The sequence below is a fragment of the Intrasporangium mesophilum genome, from assembly GCF_054783095.1.
Window position 1 is genome coordinate 404,129 of record NZ_BAAGRF010000029.1, and the last position, 18,719, is coordinate 422,847.

General features: G+C 70.0%; 18 protein-coding genes. 15 read left to right on the forward strand and 3 right to left on the reverse strand.

Going from position 1 to position 18,719, the window contains the following annotated elements:
• Positions 1-28 precede the first annotated feature (28 nt).
• The 6 genes from ACYVLP_RS21725 to ACYVLP_RS21750 all read left to right on the forward strand — a co-directional run bounded on the left by ACYVLP_RS21725 (position 29) and on the right by ACYVLP_RS21750 (position 5,569).
• Positions 29-613 (forward strand): TetR/AcrR family transcriptional regulator, encoded by a 585-nt coding sequence (locus ACYVLP_RS21725; protein ID WP_460629387.1) that lies wholly within the window; start codon positions 29-31, stop codon positions 611-613.
• A 121-nt stretch (positions 614-734) separates the two neighbouring features.
• The gene (locus ACYVLP_RS21730) at positions 735-1,214 is read left to right on the forward strand and encodes a hypothetical protein (protein ID WP_460629388.1); all 480 of its coding nucleotides are present in this window, start codon (positions 735-737) and stop codon (positions 1,212-1,214) included.
• Positions 1,215-1,393: 179 nt separating this feature from the next.
• Complete coding sequence (locus ACYVLP_RS21735) at positions 1,394-2,299, forward strand: patatin-like phospholipase family protein (RefSeq protein ID WP_460629389.1); 906 nt, start codon at positions 1,394-1,396, stop codon at positions 2,297-2,299.
• A gap of 81 nt (positions 2,300-2,380) precedes the next feature.
• A complete protein-coding gene (locus ACYVLP_RS21740; RefSeq protein ID WP_460629390.1) occupies positions 2,381-2,725 on the forward strand; it encodes a VOC family protein in 345 nt (114 codons plus the stop codon).
• A 94-nt stretch (positions 2,726-2,819) separates the two neighbouring features.
• Positions 2,820-3,500, forward strand: coding sequence for a hypothetical protein (locus ACYVLP_RS21745; RefSeq protein ID WP_460629391.1), 681 nt, complete (start codon positions 2,820-2,822; stop codon positions 3,498-3,500).
• A gap of 332 nt (positions 3,501-3,832) precedes the next feature.
• On the forward strand, positions 3,833-5,569 hold the full coding sequence (locus ACYVLP_RS21750) for a glycoside hydrolase family 13 protein (protein WP_460629392.1): 1,737 nt from the start codon (positions 3,833-3,835) through the stop codon (positions 5,567-5,569).
• Here ACYVLP_RS21750 and ACYVLP_RS21755 read toward each other — a convergent pair whose 3' ends face one another.
• On the reverse strand, positions 5,570-6,337 hold the full coding sequence (locus tag ACYVLP_RS21755; RefSeq protein ID WP_460629393.1) for an IclR family transcriptional regulator: 768 nt from the start codon (positions 6,335-6,337) through the stop codon (positions 5,570-5,572).
• 125 nt (positions 6,338-6,462) lie between these two features.
• On the opposite strand from ACYVLP_RS21755, the gene ACYVLP_RS21760 reads away from it, so the two are divergent.
• The 5 genes from ACYVLP_RS21760 to ACYVLP_RS21780 all read left to right on the forward strand — a co-directional run bounded on the left by ACYVLP_RS21760 (position 6,463) and on the right by ACYVLP_RS21780 (position 12,025).
• The gene (locus ACYVLP_RS21760; RefSeq protein WP_460629394.1) at positions 6,463-7,254 is read left to right on the forward strand and encodes an MIP/aquaporin family protein; all 792 of its coding nucleotides are present in this window, start codon (positions 6,463-6,465) and stop codon (positions 7,252-7,254) included.
• A 36-nt stretch (positions 7,255-7,290) separates the two neighbouring features.
• Positions 7,291-8,292, forward strand: coding sequence for a dihydroxyacetone kinase subunit DhaK (dhaK, locus tag ACYVLP_RS21765; protein ID WP_460629395.1), 1,002 nt, complete (start codon positions 7,291-7,293; stop codon positions 8,290-8,292).
• Between the two features lie 2 nt (positions 8,293-8,294).
• On the forward strand, positions 8,295-9,041 hold the full coding sequence (dhaL, locus tag ACYVLP_RS21770; protein WP_460629396.1) for a dihydroxyacetone kinase subunit DhaL: 747 nt from the start codon (positions 8,295-8,297) through the stop codon (positions 9,039-9,041).
• Positions 9,042-9,096: 55 nt separating this feature from the next.
• Positions 9,097-11,634, forward strand: a complete 2,538-nt coding sequence (gene ptsP / locus ACYVLP_RS21775) for a phosphoenolpyruvate--protein phosphotransferase (RefSeq protein WP_460629397.1) — start codon at positions 9,097-9,099, stop codon at positions 11,632-11,634.
• A 244-nt stretch (positions 11,635-11,878) separates the two neighbouring features.
• Positions 11,879-12,025, forward strand: a complete 147-nt coding sequence (locus ACYVLP_RS21780) for a hypothetical protein (RefSeq protein WP_452269141.1) — start codon at positions 11,879-11,881, stop codon at positions 12,023-12,025.
• A 24-nt stretch (positions 12,026-12,049) separates the two neighbouring features.
• On the opposite strand, the gene ACYVLP_RS21785 is transcribed toward ACYVLP_RS21780, so the two are convergent.
• The gene (locus tag ACYVLP_RS21785; protein ID WP_460629398.1) at positions 12,050-14,173 is read right to left on the reverse strand and encodes a bifunctional lysylphosphatidylglycerol flippase/synthetase MprF; all 2,124 of its coding nucleotides are present in this window, start codon (positions 14,171-14,173) and stop codon (positions 12,050-12,052) included.
• Positions 14,174-14,307: 134 nt separating this feature from the next.
• Between ACYVLP_RS21785 and ACYVLP_RS21790 the strand changes: the two genes are divergently transcribed.
• The 4 genes from ACYVLP_RS21790 to ACYVLP_RS21805 all read left to right on the forward strand — a co-directional run bounded on the left by ACYVLP_RS21790 (position 14,308) and on the right by ACYVLP_RS21805 (position 17,367).
• Positions 14,308-14,871, forward strand: a complete 564-nt coding sequence (locus tag ACYVLP_RS21790) for an arginase family protein (protein WP_460629399.1) — start codon at positions 14,308-14,310, stop codon at positions 14,869-14,871.
• A gap of 232 nt (positions 14,872-15,103) precedes the next feature.
• Positions 15,104-15,463 carry a group I truncated hemoglobin gene (locus tag ACYVLP_RS21795; protein ID WP_460629400.1) on the forward strand — a complete coding sequence of 120 codons (360 nt, stop codon included), beginning with the start codon at positions 15,104-15,106 and terminating at the stop codon, positions 15,461-15,463.
• A gap of 4 nt (positions 15,464-15,467) precedes the next feature.
• On the forward strand, positions 15,468-16,634 hold the full coding sequence (locus ACYVLP_RS21800; protein WP_460629401.1) for a globin domain-containing protein: 1,167 nt from the start codon (positions 15,468-15,470) through the stop codon (positions 16,632-16,634).
• Between the two features lie 10 nt (positions 16,635-16,644).
• Entirely contained in the window at positions 16,645-17,367 is a 723-nt protein-coding gene (locus ACYVLP_RS21805) for a hypothetical protein (RefSeq protein ID WP_460629402.1), read from the forward strand.
• 189 nt (positions 17,368-17,556) lie between these two features.
• Here the strand turns inward: ACYVLP_RS21805 and ACYVLP_RS21810 are convergent, their stop codons facing one another.
• Entirely contained in the window at positions 17,557-18,651 is a 1,095-nt protein-coding gene (locus ACYVLP_RS21810; RefSeq protein WP_460629403.1) for an MBL fold metallo-hydrolase, read from the reverse strand.
• Positions 18,652-18,719 lie beyond the last annotated feature (68 nt).

Sequence of the window (18,719 nt, forward strand, 5' to 3'; positions counted from 1 at the left end):
GACAAGAGGATCCGTACGATTCACTGCCATGAGCGGCAGGACCCCACGGGGCTCGTACGCGAAGGGCATCGCGAAGCGCGAAGAGATCCTCACCGCTGCCCTCGACGTCATCGCCCGCAACGGCTACCAGCGGACGTCCGTGCGCGACCTCGCCGACGCGGTCGGGCTCAGCCAGGCGGGTCTGCTGCACTACTTCTCCTCCAAGGAGGAGCTGTTCGCCGAGATCCTGCGCAAGCGCGATGAGGTCGACCGCGAGCGTATGCCGGATGGCGGTGGAGCCATGGTCGGTGGGCTCATCGAGGTGGTTCGGCACAACGCGACCGTGCCGGGCCTGGTCCAGCTGTACGCCCAGCTCTCCACCGAGGCGACGCATCCGGAGCACGCGGCGCACGGCTACTTCGTGGAGCGGTACGCATCGCTTCGCACCGCTCTCGCGTCCGAGATCCAGGCGGCTCAGGATCAGGGTGAGCTGCCCGATGCGCTGGACGCGACGAGCGCGGCCACCATCCTGCTTGCCGCGGCCGATGGCCTTCAGACCCAGTGGATGCTCGACCCGTCCATCGACATGGCCGACCACCTCGAGACGCTGTGGCGCGTCCTTCAACACGGTTGAGCAACTCACGCGCGAGCCACCGCGGGCGGGTGACACGCGTCCGGTCCCCGGAGAGACTGGCAGGACAGGCCGGCCAACCTCGCACGGTGACGGCACTCTCGAACTGGAAGGACGGCATACCGTGACGACCAAGAGCGACTTCCCCGCGGAAGACTGGACCCGCGTCGTGCGGGCACCGTTCGTGGCCGGCATGGCCATCTCGCTGGCTGACCCCGGAGGGCCGTTCGAGATGGGCAAGGAGACGATGGCCACGATCAAGTCGGCCACCAACCCGCCCAGCCGCGAGCAGCTGCTTGCCGAGGTCGCCTTGGAGATCCAGGCGATGACCCAGGACAGGCAGAACCCGCTGAAAGGCTGGAAACCGACTGGCGGGGCGGCGCCCGGCTCCCAGGTGCTCGACGAGCTCCGAGGCGTCATGACACTCGTCGTAGCGAAGGCCACCGCGGACGAGGCGGCCGCCTTCGCACGCTGGCTGCTCGCGACAGCGCAGGCCGCGGCCGACGCTGCCAAGGACGGCGGCTTCATGGGCTTCGGCGCGAAACAGGTCAGCGAGGGCGAACAGGCCATGCTCGACCAGGTGCGCGAGGCCGTCGGCGCCTGACCCGCGCTCGCCTGGCTCCGGCGCACTCGGGTACGAGTCGTGAGGGACGGGAGGGACCAGTGCGACCGAGCGCTCACTCGACTGGTGAACGCCCCACGTCGAGTGGGCCGAGCAAACGGCGGAACGTCGTGTGGTCGACTCCGCGGTAAGAAACGCCGTCGAGCCGCGGCAAACTGGGCATGAGCACAGCGACCACCGCATTCGTCCTCTCCGGAGGCGGCAGCCTCGGCGCGGTGCAGGTCGGGATGCTTCAGGCGCTGGCCCACCACCACATCCGGCCGGACCTGCTCGTGGGCACCTCGGCGGGGGCGATGAACGCTGCCTGGGTCGGCGGTCACGGCATGTCGGCGGATTCCCTGGACGAGCTTGCGGAGGTCTGGGTCGGGCTGCACCGGTCCGACGTGTTCCACGTCGGGCTCCGCCGGGTCGTCGGGGGCCTGCTCGGGCGTCGGGCCGCGGTCGCCTCCGAGGACGGCCTCCGCGACCTCGTTACGAGGCACACCGGCTTCGCAGACCTGGCCGACGCGAAGATCCCGGTCCACTTCGTGGCAGCCGACGTGCTCAGCGGGCGCTCGGTGCTCGTCAGCCACGGGCCGGTCACGACAGGGCTCCTGGCGAGCACGGCCATCCCGGGCGTCTTCCCGCCGGTGACCATGGACGGACGCGTCCTCATGGACGGTGCTCTCGCCGACCGCTCCGGAGTCAGCCACGCCGTCGACCTCGGCGCCACGGAGATCTACCTCCTGCCCTCCGGCTCACCATGTGCGCTGGCGCACCCGCCGGCGTCGGCCATCGGCTTGGCCACCCACGCGCTGAGCCTGTTGCTCGAGCAACGGCTGGTCGCCGAGGTCGCGGCCCTGGCGGACCGGGCGAAGCTGAGGGTCCTGCCGCCGCTGTGCCCCCTCGCGGTTCCTGCCACCGACTTCACCCACGCGGCCGAGCTCGTCGCCCGCGGCCGTCGGAGCGCCCTCGACTGGATGGCGAGCGGTGGTACCGAGCTGCCCTCACCCGAAAGGTTCCTGACGCTGCACCACCACCGCAGCGGCATACGGCCCCCCGGCCTGACGTCCGGTCTTGCTGGATGAGGCTGCGCGTTCAGGCAGACCGAGAGGCTGGAGTTGCCCTCGCGGCCGGGCGGAGAATGCACCATGTTCAAGGGTGGCACCGTGACCATCTACGTCACGGACATGGACCGGGCGGTTGCCTTCTACACCGACACGCTGGGCCTGCGGCTCGTCTACCGCGCGGGCGATCACTGGGCCGGGATCGACGCCGGGGAGGGCCTTCAGCTCGGTCTGCATCCGGCCAGCAAACGCGCCCCGGCACCTGGCACGGCCGGTGCCGTGACCGTGGGGCTCAGCGTCGATGAGCCCATCGAACAGGTCGCCGACGCGCTGAAGCAGCGCGGGGTTGCCGTCGTCGGGCCCGATCCCGATGCCGAGGGCCGACTGAAGCTGGCGTACTTCGCGGATCCCGACGGCAACCCGCTCTACATGGCCGAGGGTGGATAGCCGGGAGCGCGAAGTTGTGTGAGAACCATCGTTAGCGCGCGGACCCCGCGCGACACACCGAGAGGCGTCCGTGGGCAGGCTTAGCCTTGCCCTCGTGCTGCTCTCCGACCCGCCCATCCGGTCCGATATCCCGGCGCCGCTGCTCGCCTTCGGCGACGAGTCGATGAGACGCGTCGACTCGACGACGATGTGCTACTTCATGGCCGCCGCGATCCTGCCGGCGCCACAGTGCGAGGACGTCCGGGACGCATTGCGCCCGCTGGCGCGAAAGAAGCTGCAGCGCGTCCACTGGCGCGACGAGGAAGAGTCAGCCAAGGTCCTGATCGTCAAGACGATCGCAGCCATGCATGTCGAATCTCTCGTAGTCGTCGGCGCGATGGTCGACCACCAGAACCAAGAGCGCGCCCGCGCCCAGGTACTCAAGGCACTCCTGTACGAGCTGGACCGGCGCGAGGTCGCCCACCTGATGCTCGAGTCGAGACACGCGGAACGTGACCGGCACGACCTGAGATCCATCGGTCACTTCCGTGACGCCCGGCTGGTGTCCAGGCGACTGGTCGTGTCCCACGGCGAGCCGCTGCAGGAGCCGCTGCTGTGGCTGGCCGATGCTGTCGCCGGCGGCTGGCGATCACCGCGTCGGCCGCAACGCGGTCTACAGCGAGTTGGGCGAGCTCGTTGCGCGCATCGACCTTGGGGCTGTCTGACCCCGGACATGCGTCAGGTCGGGCGCCTGAATTGCCTCAGGAGGTCCCGACCTGGCTATCCGGTTCCCTAGGAACCGTCTGATGTCAATAGTAGGCGAGTTTTGACACCGCCGTCCACATGTGGTCCCCGACGCGCCCAGATCGGCCCCGGACCGTCCCCAGGTGACCCCGGACCCGCTCCCGAGGCGTTGCCGACAATCCGTTGTCGTTGCTGCGTGTGGCGGGGCGACTGGCGGCCAGGGGTCTCACACCCCACCGGCACCCTGATCGCCACGACGACATCTCCCTGAGATCAACCAGGGGGGAATAGGTACCGGGATGCGTACTTTCCCGGATGTACGTGGACGCGTGGCTGAGGACTCTGGCATGCAAGCGAACACCTCGAGTCCTCCTAGGGCCTGCCATGTACTCCACTTCACGCATCACGCTCAGCCCGTCGGGCGTCGTCGGTGCGCCGGTGCGTGCGCAGGCTCCGGGCCCGGACCGCGGCTGGTGGCGCCAGGCGGTCACCTACCAGGTGTACGTGCGCAGCTTCCAGGACTCCGACGGCGACGGCGTGGGCGACCTGGACGGCGTGCGCAGCAGGCTTCCCTACCTGCGTGAGCTGGGAGTCGACGCGATCTGGATCAGTCCCTTCTACCCCTCGCCGCAGCACGACCACGGGTACGACGTGGCCGACTACCTGAACGTGAACCCCGAGCTCGGCACCCTCGAGGGCTTCGACGCCCTGCTTCGCGACGCCCACCGCTTGGACCTCAAGGTCATCACCGACATGGTCCCGAACCACTGCTCGGTCGAGCACCCGTGGTTCACCGCCGCGGTCGCAGCCGGCCCCGGCAGCTCCGAGCGGCAACGGTTCCACTTCGCCGACGGCCGCGGCGAGCACGGGGACCTCCCGCCGAACAACTGGTGCTCCATCTTCGGCGGGCCGGCGTGGCGGCGCGTCTCCGAGCCGGATGGCACCGAAGGACAGTGGTACCTGCACACCTTCGCCCCCGAGCAGGCCGACTTCAACTGGAGGCACCCCGACGTCAACGACTACTTCGACGAGGTGATCCGCTTCTGGTTCGACCGCGGTGTCGACGGGCTGCGGATCGATGTTGCGCACGGTCTGCACAAGGGCAAGGACCTGCCCGACCACGACCTGGCCCCGATGGACGAGCTCACGGGTGACCCGGTCAACCCGTACGCGTGGAACCAGCCCGAGGTCCACGACGTCTGGCGCCGGTGGCGCCGGATCGCCGAAGACTACGCCGCGACGACCGGCCGGGGACGCGTGCTCATCGGCGAGGTCGGCGTCCTCGACGCCGCGCAGCTCGCGGACTACCAGCGGCCGGACGAGCTGCACCAGAGCTTCTTCTTCGACTTCCTCCGCACACCGTGGGACGCCGCGGACCTGCACGACTCGATCGAGCGCGGCCTACAAACCGTGTCCACGCACGGATCTCCGGTCGCCTGGGTGCTCAACAACCACGACATGCCCCGGGTGGTGACCCGGTATGCCGGTGGAACGCCGGGCGGTGAGCCCGGCGACGTCGACCTCGGCACCGAGCGGGCCCGCGCCGCAGCCCTGCTCATGCTGGCTCTGCCGGGATCGACGTTCCTCTACCAGGGCGAGGAGCTCGGGCTGCCCGAGGTCACCGACCTGCCCGACCACGTGCTCACCGACCCGATGTTCTATCGCACCAGTGGAGCCCGACGTGGCCGAGACGGGTGCCGGGTCCCGCTGCCCTGGACCTCGTCTCCTGCCGAGTCCTTCGGCTTCTCGCCGGCAGACCCCACCGCGGGAGGCCGGCGACCATGGCTGCCGCAGCCGGCGTGGTTCGAGTACTACTCCGTCGACAACCAGCTCAGGTCGGATGAGTCGATGCTTCAGCTCTACCGCGAGGCAATCGCCTTGCGACGCCGACTCGCCGCACCGTCCTCCAGCGAGTTGCGTTGGCTCCCAACGGAACCAGGTGTGCTGGCGTTCACCCGGGGCGACGGATTCGCGTGCGTCGTCAACTGCTCGTCACGCCTCGTGCGGACTCCTGTCGACGGTCAGCTCCTGCTCGCGAGCGACCCAGAGACGGGAGAGAAGATGCCACCGAACAGCGCCGCCTGGTTCGAGCTCACCGCAGCGCCTCTCGACCAGGTGTGACTACGCCCCGGAGGGCGCGCGGGGAGGCCAGACGTCTGCACCGAGCTCCCGCGAGACCGACCTCGCGGCCTCACGAACGAGGTCGCGTGCGCTGTGGCGAGCGACGTCTCCGTCGGACGGGATCACGACACCGATGGCCCCGACAGCCTCCCCGTAGGAGTCGAAGATCGGGCTCCCGATCGAGCTCTCGCCGATCACCGCCTCATCCTGCTCGACGGCGAACCCGCTCGCCCGGATGTCCTCGAGCTGAGCCCGGAGCCCAGCGGGCGAGGTGATGGTCTCCCCGGTCATGCTGCGCAGCTCACCGGAGGCGAGCACCCGCTTCTCGTCGTCGGGCAGGAACGCGAGCATGGCCTTGCCGAGCGCGCTGGCGTGGGCGGGGATGACGATGCCGACCTCGGGCATCTGCCTGCTCCCGTCAGGGCGCGGCTCATGGTGGATGATCACGACGTCGTCGACGAGGAGCACACCGGTGCGCACCGCGAGACCCGTCCGGCGGGCGAGGTCCTCGGCCCAGGGAATCGCCCGCGATCGCAGCTCGAGGGTGTCGAGGTAGACGTTGCCCAGCCGCAGGACCGCGGGTCCGAGCTGGTAGCGGCTGGAACCCCGCTCCTGCACGACCATGCCGTGCTCGACGAGGCTTCGGACGATGCCGTGCGTCGTCGACGGCGCGAGCTCGAGCCGGGCTGCCAGCTCGGACAGGCTCAGGCGGCGCGCGCCCTGAAGCGCGCTGAGGACGCGGATGGCGCGGTCGACCGATTGGATCACTTTTGTCCCTCTACTGCGGTCCGTTCACGAAGACCCTTGCCTCCCAGTGAATCACAGGTGTAGCCTCCAAATCACATTCGACAATGTCGAATATCATTCGTACAACTTGCAAAGGGGCAAGGGCGATGCTTGACGAGACCAACTTCCTCCAGCGCCTGGGCGCTGAGGTCATCGGGACCGCGTTCCTGGTGTTCATCGGGGTGGGGTCCGTCCCCGCCACCTTGATCGTCAACGGCAATGCGCCGTTCACCATGGCCGACCTCGGCGTGATCTCCCTGGCGTTCGGCACCGTGGTGATCGCCACGGTGTACGCCTTGGGGCACGTCGGCGGCAACCACATCAACCCGGCCGTGACCATCGGCCTTGCCGTCTCCGGCAAGTTCCCCTGGTCGCAGGTGCCGGCATATATCGGCGCACAGGTCGTCGGCGCGGTGATCGGCGCTGGGGCGATCATCGGCGTCCTCGGCCACAAGGCCAGCGACGTGGGCCTCGGGGTCGCCTCCTACGGCGACATCAGCTGGGTCCAGGCATTCACCGCGGAGTTCGTCGGCACCTTCATCCTGGTGTTCACCATCTTCGGCGTCATCCACCGCAAGGCCGCTGCCGGGTTCGCCGGCGTGGCGATCGGCCTGGTTGTCTTCGCGGCCATCATTCCCGTTGCCCCGACGACGGGCGCATCCATCAACCCGGCTCGTACCGTTGGTCCCATGTTCGTCCAGCAGCTCGCGGGCGGCACGGTGAAGTGGTCCCAGCTGCCCGTCTACCTCGCGGCAGAGATCCTCGCCGGGGTCGTCGCCGCTCTGGCGTACGGCCTGCTGGCCCGCACGCCCGCCGACCGGTCTGGTCCCGCCGCGGGGCCTGACCTGGCGGACCCAGAGCCACAGCTGTCTGACGCTCGCCAACCGAGCAGTGTCTGACGGTCCCTCACCACTGCACACCGAAAGGGACTGACCATGAAGAAGCTGATCAACGACCCCAGCGACGTCGTACTGGAGGCCCTGCGCGGCGTCGAGGCGGCTCATCCAGAGCTGCGGGTCGACCATGAGAACAAGGTCATCTACCGGGGCGGAGCCCCGAAGCCGGGCAAGGTCGGACTCATCTCGGGGGGCGGCTCGGGGCACGAACCGCTCCACGGCGGGTTCGTCGGTCTGGGGATGCTCGACGCAGCCTGTGCCGGTGACGTGTTCACCTCGCCGGTGCCCGGGCAGATCCTGGCGGCCACGAAGCTGGTCGACGGCGGTGCCGGCATCCTGCACGTGGTCAAGAACTACACGGGCGACGTGATGAACTTCGAGATGGCTGCCGAGATGGCTGCAGCGGAGACGGGTGCGCGCGTCCTGTCGGTGGTGACCGACGACGACGTCGCGGTCCAGGACAGCACCTGGACGGCGGGACGCCGCGGTGTCGGCGTGACGGTTCTGGTCGAGAAGATCGCCGGGGCCGCCGCCGAGCAGGGGCGAGATCTCGAGGAGGTGGCCCGGATCGCCCGTTCCGTCAACGCGAACGGTCGCAGCATGGGCCTTGCCCTGACGTCGTGCACGGTGCCCGCAGTGGGCCACCCGACGTTCGACCTCGGCGAGGACGAGATGGAGCTCGGTGTCGGGATCCACGGCGAGCCCGGTCGGGAGCGGGTCCCGCTGGCGCCCGCGCGTGAGATCGCCTCGATGCTGGTCGAGCCCATCGTCGCTGACCTGCCGTTCGCCAAGGGCGAGCCGGTGATCGCCTTCGTCAACGGCCTGGGCGGCACTCCACTCATCGAGCTCTATGTGATGTACAACGAGATCCAGCAGCTCCTCGACCAGCACGGCCTGCCCGTCGCGAGGTCGCTGGTGGGGACCTACATCACCTCACTCGACATGGCGGGCGTCTCGGTGACCCTGCTTCGGGTCGATGACGAGCTGCTCTCGCTCTGGGACGCTCCTGTGAACACTCCCGCGTTGAGATGGGGCATCTGAGCATGAGCGACGACGTGACCACGGCGGTCTTCGAGGACTGGGTGCGCAGGTTCGCCCAGCTGATCGCGGAGAACCGGGAGCACCTCACCGAGCTCGACGCGGCGATCGGCGATGCCGACCACGGGTCGAACATGGACCGAGGTATGAAGGCCGCCGTGGCCGCGCTGGACGACAACCCGCCGCCGAACGCCTCCGCGCTGCTGTCCAAGGTGGGGATGACGTTGGTTTCCACCGTCGGTGGAGCGAGCGGGCCGTTGTTCGGGACGATGTTCATGCGCATGGGGGCCTCGCTCGGACCCGCCGGCGAGACCATGTCGGGCGACACGGTCCCCGGCGACGCGTTCGCGGCCGCACTTCGAGCCGGGCTCGGGGGGGTGGTCGACCGCGGCAAGGCCGCACCCGGTGACAAGACGATGTACGACGCCCTGGCCCCCGCCGTCGAGGCCCTCGAGCGCTCGCTTGCCGTCGACGGCTCGCTGGCGCAGGGGCTCGAAGCAGCCCGGTATGCCGCAGCGGCCGGTCGCGACGCCACCACCCCGATGCTGGCCCGCAAGGGCCGGGCGAGCTACCTCGGTGAGCGCAGCGTCGGGCACCAGGACCCCGGCGCTGCGAGCGTGGCTCTGCTGCTCGAGGCCGCCGCTGCAGCCGCGGCGGGCGCACCCAGCGCCATCAGGGCGGACGATGCGGCCGCCGTGGACAGTGCGGACGATGCGGCCGCCGTGGACGGTGCGGCCGACACCGGCACATGACCCGGGACATCGCCGACGGCATACGAACGGCTGACCAGCGAGGAGCGCAGTGGACATGACTCAGAGCCCTACGGCCGACGCGCCGCCGCCGGACGACCAGACGCGGGTCGGACTCGTCGTCGTCTCGCACAGCCGTGCGCTGGCGCGTGCCGCCGTCGCGCTGGCTGCGGAGATGCTCCACGGCCGCCCGCTGACTGTCGAGGTCGCCGCCGGACTGGACGACACGACGTTCGGGACGGACGCGGTCGGCATCATGGAGGCGATCGAGCGCGCCGACGGGCCCGCTGGCGTCGTCGTCCTCATGGATCTCGGCAGTGCCCTGCTGAGTGCCGAGCTCGCGCTCGACCTGCTTCCGGATCCGTCCGTCCGCGACCGGGTGACGCTGTCCCCCGCTCCTCTCGTCGAGGGCCTCGTCGTCGCAGCCGTCGCAGCTGCGGGTGGGGCCAGCCGAGCAGAGGTCGCAGCCGAGGCGCGGGGAGCCTTGATGGGCAAGGCTGCTCACCTGTCGACAACTGTCGAGGGCAAGGAGCCCGAGGTCGCCGACGTGAGTCTCGACGAGGTCGTCGCAGTCTTCCGCGTCGACAACCCCCACGGGCTGCACGCACGACCTGCAGCCCACCTGGTCAGCGAGGTGCGCGCGCTCGACGCGACCGTCCAGCTCCGCAACCTCACTACCGGCGTGGGCCCGGTCCCGGCCGGCAGCCTGAGCCGCGTGGCGACCCTCTCCGCCCTGTCAGGCCACGACGTCGAGGTCCGTGCGTCGGGGCCACAGGCCCAGGAGGCCGTCGAGCATGTGCTCGCTCTGGCCAAGCGCCGGTTCGACGAACCGGTCGGGTCGCCGGCCTCGGTCGAGCCGGCCCAGAGGGTCATCGAGTCGTCCCGCCCGGGCTCGGCTGCCACGGGCAGCACCGGGCCGGTCCCCGCGTCGCCGGGAATCGCCATCGGACCCGTCCGGCGGTTGGTCGCCGCCCCGGTCGACGTCGAGGCGCACCCCATCGGCGAGCCCGCGGCCGAGTGGCGACGCATCGTGGAGTCCGTTGCGGCCGTGCGTCGCGAGATCGAGCACGTCCGGGTCCTGACCGCGCGCGAAGCCGGGGCCGAGCAGGCCGGCATCTTCGACGCACACCTGTCGCTCCTGTCCGACGCCGAGCTGTTCGCCGATGTCAAGGCTCGCATCGGCGCGGGCATGGGGGCCGATGCGGCATGGGCGGACAGCCTTGCCGCCGTGGAGCGCGAATGGGCAGGCCTTCCCGACCCCTATCTGCGAGAGCGGGCCGCAGACGTCCGCGCCGTGAGCGACCAGGTGCTCCGGGCGATGACGGGTCGACTCGCCCGCGCCATGACGGGACCCGGCGTCCTCGTGGCCGACGACCTGACGCCCGCCGAGACCGCAGCTCTGGATCTGACTCTTGTGACGGGAGTCGTTCTCGCTCAGGGGAGTCCGACCTCCCACGCCGCCATTCTGGCCCGGGCCCGCAACATTCCGGTCGTCGTTGCCGCCGGGCCCGAGGTCCTGGACGTCCGAGAGGGAACCGTCGTCGTGCTCGACGGAGACACGGGTGAGCTGCACGTCGATCCACCCTCGAGCGTGGTCGAGGAGTTCGACCGACGTGCCTCGGATGCCGCACGCCTGCGTGCGGAGCAGGTGGCCCTCGCGGACCAGCCGGCGGTCTCCCGGGACGACGTGCAGTTCGTCGTTGCCGCCAACCTGGGGTCGGTGGGCGACGCTCAGGCGGCGCACGACGCCGGCGCCGACGAGGCCGGACTGGTCCGCACCGAGTTCCTCTTCCTCGACCGACTTGCCGCACCGAGCGTCGAGGAGCAACAGGAGGAGTACGGCCGGATCGCTCAGGCGATGGGCGGGCGGCGGGTCACGCTGCGAACGCTCGACGTCGGAGGGGACAAGCCGCTGCCTTACCTGACAATGGCCGACGAGGCCAACCCCTTCCTCGGCCGGCGCGGCATACGCCTGAGCCTCGAGCATCGAGACCTCCTTCGCGACCAGCTGGTGGCGATGTGTCACACGGCGCGTCGCTACCCCACGAGCATCATGATCCCGATGGTGTCGACGCTCGACGAGGTCGTCGAGGCACGTCAGGTGCTCACCGACGCTGCGGGACCTTCCGGCCTCCCGGCCGGCCTGCGACTGGGCACGATGATCGAGGTCCCCTCGGCCGCCCTGAAGATCGAGACGTTCCTGCCCCATGTGGACTTCGTCAGCATCGGCACCAACGACCTGACCCAGTACACGCTCGCGGCCGAGCGGGGAAACAGCGGCGTCGCTGCTCTCTCTGACGCTCTCGACCCAGGGGTGCTGCGCCTGGTCGACCACGTGTGTCGCGCGGCAGCGGGGCACATCGACGTCGCCGTGTGTGGCGAGGCCGCATCGGACGATCTGGCGATCCCGGTGCTGGCCGGCCTCGGCGTACGGGAGCTCAGCGTGGCGCCTCCGGCCGTTCCGAGGGTCAAGGCGGCGGTCCGAGAGCTCAATGTCGACCGATGCGCCGCGCTGGCGCAGCGCGCGTTGACCATGCCCAGCGCAAACGACGTCCGCAAGCTGGTCCTGGCGGCGATGTCGGAGGTCACGGCCTGAACCGTGACCGACCTGCCGGGTGGGCTCACCAGCCGGTGAGTATGCCGTGCGAGCCCTTCGAGGAGAGCGGCCTCCGCGTGCGCCGGCCCTCCCCCGCCCTGGCGGTCTCCGCAACCGTTTCGAGACCACATGAGGACGCGAAGGTGAGTATCGCCCATGGGCTTCGCGACTCTGTCAAGGAGGAAGCGTGGCCATGGCCCAACGGTCGGCCACCGGAGATCGGGGAACGCGAGAGGAGGTCGAGATGACCCTGCAGACACTGGCGCCTCGCGCCCGCAACATCGCCATGGCCTTCGTCATGGGCTGCACCGTGGTCGGCGCGCTCGCGTGCTCGGAGATCGTGCGTGCCTTCACGCGGCCGCACGCCCCCCGCAACGGCGTTCCGGCCTGAGGCTGCCCGCAGCAGACTTACGCCTCAGCCGTGCCCCGACCGGGCTAGGGCGACCAGGTCACGGACGCTCGCCTCGGGCAGGTAGGCCCGGCTCAGCGCCAGCCCGATGCGCGGGAGCGCGGCCTCGTCGGGGAAGACGAGGAACAAGGGCTCGGGACGGGGCTGGAACTTCGCCTTGAACGCATGCAGAGACCGGAACCCGTAGTAGGGCTCCAGGGACGCGCCGAGCCGGTCGAGGAAGGTGTCGAGCGTCCCGCGGTCGAGGCCCTCGTCACCCGCCGATGCCGCGGTCCGGGCGAGGGGAGCACCCGACAGGGAGACGACGGCACACCCTTGCTGCTTGAAGTCCATGCACGCGGACGCGATGAGGTACTCCATGGTGTAGCGGAAGCCTCCGGGCAGCCGGCGCATGACATCGAGCGTCCAGCCCACCGGGTCAGCGCCCCCGCCCGGGTGGACGGGCATCCAGGACGTGACGCCGTGGACGGTCCCGTCCTCGTCGATGGCCAGGCCCGCGAGGACATCCGGGTCGAGCGCCTCGTCGACACCGCCGAGGGTGAAGCCCATCTCGGGCAGGCCCTTGTCCTCGACCCACTCGGACGAGATCGCCTTGACCTGCATCTGGATCCCGCGGGGCATGTCGGCCAGGGGTCCGAGCCGGAACCGCACGCCGAGCTTGCCCGCCTGGTTCAGCGCGGTCCGGACGTCCTGCCACGCCTTGCCGACGAAGTCGAGCGTCGGCAGGTCGATCCACGCCTCCTCGGCCACCTGGAGGCAGTGCCAGCTCCGGGCCTTCGCCTGGGCCGATGCCTCGGACGTCACCGTGAACAAGCACGGCACGAGTCCCTGGGCGTGGACGGTGTCGGCGTAGTCGCCGAGCAGCGCCGACCGGTCTGTGGCCGTCGCCGCGACCGGGTCGCACAGCCCGATCGCCACCCCGGCGTGGACCCGGTAGGCGACGAAACCGGGCACCGTGCGCGACTCGAACCACCGGTTCTCCGGCCACGTCGTCATCCACGCGAGCCGGTTGACCGTGCCGTACTTGCGCAGCTGGTCCGCGGCTCGGGACCGCTGGTCGTCGTCCGCCGGTGCGACGAGGTTCCCGGTCGTGCGGCGAGCCCGTCGGGGTGACGGGTTGCGGAAGGCACGACGGCCGACAAGGAGCACCGCGAGGCCGAGCGAGTTCCCGAACAGGTCCCAGACGATCGGGACCTTTCCCGGTTCGCCGACGACGAACATGTAGGCGAGGTTCGCCACCTGGATCCCCATGACGACGACGAGCACCCCGATCGCCCAGCGCCAGGCCCGGCGCCGGCCCTTGTACAGCGACCGGGCCAGCCAGAGCCAGATCACCGCCAGGATCGTGCCGGCGAGCAGGTCGCGGTTCGCCAGCTCCTCCGCCCGTGCGGCCGCCGACAGGGTCGTGTCGAACGGGCCGTTCGCGGTAGTGAAGGGCTGGAGGAGGCCCTCGATCGCGGCGAGCACGAACAGTCCCGAGGCGAGCAGCCGGTAGTCGCGGCGGGTCAGCTGGCGGAACGTCAGAGACGGTGCCCTGCCATAGAGCAGCGGCCCCAGGGCCAGGCCCCAGGCGACGCCGATGACGTGCCCGACGTCCGCCAGCGAGCCCATGTAGATGACGAACAGCACCACATACGCCACGAGCAGTATTCGCAGCCGGCCTCGCCATGGCGGCATAAGGGTGACCGAGGCCGCGGCGGCCGCCCCGAGAAAGCCGGCAGAAGGCCCAGCGTCCACGGCTCGCGCGAGCGTGGTCGTCCAGAGATAGCCGTGGTCCCGCGTCAGCCACAACAGACCGGCGGCGCCCACGACGGCCAGGACGTGACAGGTCACCAAGGCCACGGCATACCGGCCCGTCCCGAGACGCCACTCGGCGAAACCGCCGAAAGCCATGAGCCCCAAAAGGATCGGTATGTACCTGAGCGGCTGGGTCGCGAAGAACGCGCCAGAGACGACGGTCCACCACCTGCCCTCCTCGAAGGCTGGCAGGCCGTACGCCACCGAGGCATGGAAAGGCTGGTCGAGGAGCGGGTTCCACAGAGTCCGGGTCACGACCGAGAGCGCCAGAATGGCGACGACGAGGGCGCTCGTCAGGGGTAGGCGACGCACCACCGTCCAGGGACGGGGCATGCCTCCATGCTCCCGCTCTTCCCTTCCGCCCACGGCGGAATCGCAACAAGCGGCCAGATGTCCAGATCCAGCTCTTCGCCCCGGAGATGACATCAGGCGGGCGCCAGAGAGGCGGCAGCAGATGTCGATCCGACGTGAGCCTGGCTCCGTTCTCGCACCTGCTGTCCAAGCACGGCGACGACCTCGCCATCATCTGGATCGACTCGCACCCTGACATGGGCACCGGCGAGACGGCATACCCGGGGTTCCACGCCATGGTCGTGTCCGCCCTGACGGGTCATGGCGACCCCGACGTGCTCGGCGTCCTGCCAGCGACCACTCACGCGGGCATGGTTGCGCTCGTGGGAATGCACGACTGGACGGACCCGACCCTGCCCGCCATCGCTGCGGACTGGGGCCTGCACGTGTTCGCACCGGACACGCTGCGGTCAAGCAGTACCGCGCTCCTCGACTGGCTTGCTCGTACGGGTGCCACCAAGGTGGCGATCCACTTCGACGTCGACACCATCGACGCGGACGAGATCCAGCTGGGCCTCGGCGCCGACCGCGGCGGGCTCACGAGCGCACAGGCCCGCCGCGTGATCGCCGACGTCGACGAAGCCTCAGCTGTCGTGGCCATGACCATCGCCGAGTTCGTGCCCCGCCAGGTGATGCACCTGCAGCAGATCCTCGCAGGGTTCCCCCTGCTCGATGCCTGACCGGCTGCCGACGCTCGCTTGACGACTGCTGCGCCGTGGTCTGAGGCGGTAGCCCTGGGCGGGCACCGTATGCCGCCCGGCCGGCCGGGCAGGATACGCGCATGACCGCGGGATCACAGTGTTGGCGAATCCGCAACTTTTAGTCCAGATTCTCCGACCTGCGCTGTTCGGGCTGATTGTGGTTAAGTGGCGCCCAGTGCCCGGCTACATCGAACGCATTGGAGGCAACGACATGGCCAGTGACTACGAGCGGATCGGCGGCGGCCCCGCCGTCAGCGCGGTGGTTGACGAGTTCTACCGCCGGCTCACCGCGGACGACCAGGTCAGCCACTACTTCGACGACGTGTCGCTCCCGACCCTCAAGCGCCACCAGGTGCTCATGATCACGACCATCCTCGGTGGCCCGAACGGGTACGACGGCCGTGCTCTCGACGAGGCACACGCGCCACTCGGCATCACTCATGGCGACTACGACCGCGTCGGCTCCCACCTCATGTCCACCCTCGACGACGCCGGCGTGCCGGACGACATCCAGGGCCGCGTGGGGGCTGCGCTCGGACAGGTGCGCGAGTCCATCGTGACCGCACCCTGACCACATGGACACAGATCGACTCAAGTCGACCTGGCACGAGGTCACCCTGCACGGTGACGATGTAGCGCTGTACTTCTACTCGCACCTGTTCGTCACGCACCCAGAGCTGCGGGACATGTTCCCGCTGACCATGGACGCCCAGCGCGACCGCCTCGTCGGCGCGCTCGGCCGCATCGTCAGCAACGTCGACCAGCTGGGCGAGGTCGTGCCCTACGTCGAGCAGCTCGGTCGCGACCATCGCCGGTTCAGTGTCATCGCCGAGCACTACGACGCCGTCGGTGCCTCGCTGCTGTGGACCCTGAAGCACTTCCTCGGCGACGGGTGGTCGGCAGACGTGGCCCGCGACTGGGCCGACGCCTACGGCGTCGTCGCCACGACGATGGTCGGGGCGGCCGAGGCGGCCGAGGACACGCAGCCTGCCTGGTGGGACGCTGAGATCATGGAGGCGACCCGGGTGAGCCGGGAGATCGCCATCGTCCGGGTCCGGCCGGACACCCCCGTCCCGTACGAGTCCGGGCAGTCGCTGGCTGTCACCATCCCGCAGGCGCCGCGGGTGTGGCGCTACTTCACCCCGGCGAACGCCCCCCGGGACGACGGCTGGATGGAGTTCCACGTCGGCCTGGTACCCGGTGGCCTGGTCAGCCGGCCGTTCGTGGCGTCCGCCCGAGCGGGCGACCGGATCCGCCTCGGCGCCCCGGTCGGCACGGCTCTCACCATCGACGCCGCGGCCGAGCAGGACCTGCTCATGGTCGGCGGAGGCACGGGGATCGCGCCGTTCCTTGCCCTCCTCGAGGACATCGAGCGGGCCTGGCTCGCGGGCCGGACGACCCGTCGGGTGCACCTCGTCCACGGCGCCCGCTTCGCGTGGAGCCTGTATGCCAGCGACCGCCTGCGGCACTTCGCCCAGTACCCCTGGTTCTCTGCGACCGAGGCGGTGTCGGACGACCCGACCTACCCCGGCCCTCGCGGTCTCGTCGGAGACGTGGCAGCCTCGGTGACGATGCCCGGGGCGTATGACGCGCTTGTCTGCGGGTCGCCGCTCATGGTGTCGCACACGGCGGCGGCCCTCATGGCGAGCCCGCGGGCTCCCGAGTCCATCTCCTTCGAGGAGTTCGCCATCACCTCGGAACCGCCGGTCGAGGCGACGGCCGTCGGTCAGCCCACAAGATAGGAGGGTTGCCGTGAACGACGGTGCGAACAACGTCACGACGTCCCAGGAAGACAAGTACACGGAGGTGAGCCTCCGCGCAGTCGAGCTGCTCGCCAAGGCACAGCGAGCGGCGGACGAGGCCGTCGCCGAGGCCCAGTCCTACGCACGCGACCTCGAGAAGTCCGCCCGCGAGCAGTACCGGCAGATCCTCCAGCGTGCCCAGACGGCCGCTCAGCAGGTGGCCACCGCCGAAGGCGCGCGCGCCGAGCAGGCCGGGGGTGGCGGTGGCGCCGTGGACGCCCAGCAGCTTGCCTACGTGCGGACCTACGCTCGCGTGGCCCACACCCAGCTCAAGTCGGTGCTTGCGGCTCTCAACGACGAGCTCGACCAGCTCGCGGCGATGGCCGAGGGCGCCTCGGCGCCCGCCGCGCCGAGCGCACCACCGCCCGCACCACGGGCCGCACCGCCGGCACCTCCAGCCACGCGGGAGGCCCCGCGGCCCACGCCCGGCACGTACGGGTCCGCAGCAGGCCAGCCACCCGCGGGGCCTGCGCCGACCTCGGCGACAGAGCCGCCGTGGCAGCCCAGTGATCCGTGGCGGCCGAGCGAGCCGTCGGCGACTGCCCCGAGGCCGACATCGTCTGCCCGGCCCACGGAGACCAACGGTGCCGCCGCTTGGCCCCCGATCGCGGCGGCGACGAACTCGATCTCGTACTTCCACCGCGACTCCACGTGGGAGGAGGGCCCCCGCTGACGCAGTGGGGTGCAAGGCCGGGCCGCAAGCTCGGAGCTCGATGACCCGACCCCGCGGTGAGCGAGGGACGCCTGGCGAGCCCGCAGTGGGGATCCGGACGGTCGGGAGAGGTTCCCGACTGCCTTGGGACGCGGCCCGATCCGCCATGGGGTGAGATCGGGGATCCTCGGGTCGTCAGCAGTCGGGCCCTCACCCGGCTGGGAGCTCCAGGACGACACCCGCGGCCGGGTCCGCCGGGTCTGGGTAGACGACCGAGTGGCCGTAGCGGCTCATCAGGTCGGGATCGCCCCAGCGCGCAGTCCGGTCGTTCTTGTAGTTGAACCAGAGCGTCGCGCCAGGTGGACCGCCGGTGACGACTCTGGCGACGGCCGCGTCGTCGGGGTGGTGGAAGACGTCGCCGTTGCTCGAGACGATGTAGTTCTTGGCCGGAGCCGCAGCGACGAGGGCACGCAGCACATTGGCCTCGCTCCCGTGGTGCGGCAGCTTGAACACGTCGACGTCGAGCCGGTCCTTGCCGCGGGCCTTCGCAGCGGCGGTGAGGCCGGTCGCGAGCACCGTCCCGTAGGAGTCCCCCGCGAGCACCGCAGTCACCCCGCGATGCTCCACGATGAGGCCGACACTGCTGCCGTTGGGGACCGACGTGTCCCGGGCTGTCTTGCGGGCGGCAATGCGCACGAGGTCGTCCAACGGTTCGAGGACGTCGGGGGCCGGAAGGGGCCGGCTTGCACGTCGAGCGTCCTGAAGCGCCTGGGCCCATTTCGCGCTCAAGGCGCGGAGCCGCTCGGTCGTGGGAGACACCACCGAGATCGTGGGTCCGTCCGGCACGTTGACCCTCGGGAAGCCCTTCTGCGTCCCCAGGTCGATCGGCCCACCCCCGAAGGCGACGTTCCACGGCAGTGCGGCGCGACTGGCGGCGCCTGCCCCTGGACCAGGGCTGCCGAGCAGGTCGGCGACCACCCCCTCGCCTTGTTCGATGCTGCGAGCTCTGCCGTCTGCGCCGGGCAGATGCGTGCGGCCGTTGAACCAGAAGTCCCTGATGTCACCGGCGAGGTCGCTCGACAGCAGCGGAAGCATGCCCCCGATGTGGTCGCTGTCGATGTGCGTGACGAGGGCGACGTCGATGGTGTGGTCGTCTTTGGGAAGCCGTCTCAGGCGCGCTTCGAGAAGCGGCCAGGTGTCCGGCGGACCGCCGTCCACGAGCATTCGCCACGGTCGGTCACCGGGCCGCAGGCACTCGACGAGCAGGCAGTCTCCCAGTCGGGCGGGGAGCACTTCGATACGCATGGCCAACGACATGTCGCCAACCCCAATTCGCTACATCTGCTAACACGTCCGCGGCGAGCACCCTCGTC

Coding starts and splice junctions, on each gene's coding strand:
- ACYVLP_RS21725 (WP_460629387.1), top strand. CDS start 29: ATGAGCGGCAGGACCCCACGGGGCTCGTACGCGAAGGGCATCGCGAAG.
- ACYVLP_RS21735 (WP_460629389.1), top strand. CDS start 1,394: ATGAGCACAGCGACCACCGCATTCGTCCTCTCCGGAGGCGGCAGCCTC.
- ACYVLP_RS21750 (WP_460629392.1), top strand. CDS start 3,833: ATGTACTCCACTTCACGCATCACGCTCAGCCCGTCGGGCGTCGTCGGT.
- ACYVLP_RS21760 (WP_460629394.1), top strand. CDS start 6,463: ATGCTTGACGAGACCAACTTCCTCCAGCGCCTGGGCGCTGAGGTCATC.
- dhaK (WP_460629395.1), top strand. CDS start 7,291: ATGAAGAAGCTGATCAACGACCCCAGCGACGTCGTACTGGAGGCCCTG.
- dhaL (WP_460629396.1), top strand. CDS start 8,295: ATGAGCGACGACGTGACCACGGCGGTCTTCGAGGACTGGGTGCGCAGG.
- ptsP (WP_460629397.1), top strand. CDS start 9,097: ATGACTCAGAGCCCTACGGCCGACGCGCCGCCGCCGGACGACCAGACG.
- ACYVLP_RS21780 (WP_452269141.1), top strand. CDS start 11,879: ATGACCCTGCAGACACTGGCGCCTCGCGCCCGCAACATCGCCATGGCC.
- ACYVLP_RS21785 (WP_460629398.1), bottom strand. CDS start 14,173: ATGCCCCGTCCCTGGACGGTGGTGCGTCGCCTACCCCTGACGAGCGCC.
- ACYVLP_RS21795 (WP_460629400.1), top strand. CDS start 15,104: ATGGCCAGTGACTACGAGCGGATCGGCGGCGGCCCCGCCGTCAGCGCG.
- ACYVLP_RS21800 (WP_460629401.1), top strand. CDS start 15,468: ATGGACACAGATCGACTCAAGTCGACCTGGCACGAGGTCACCCTGCAC.
- ACYVLP_RS21810 (WP_460629403.1), bottom strand. CDS start 18,651: ATGCGTATCGAAGTGCTCCCCGCCCGACTGGGAGACTGCCTGCTCGTC.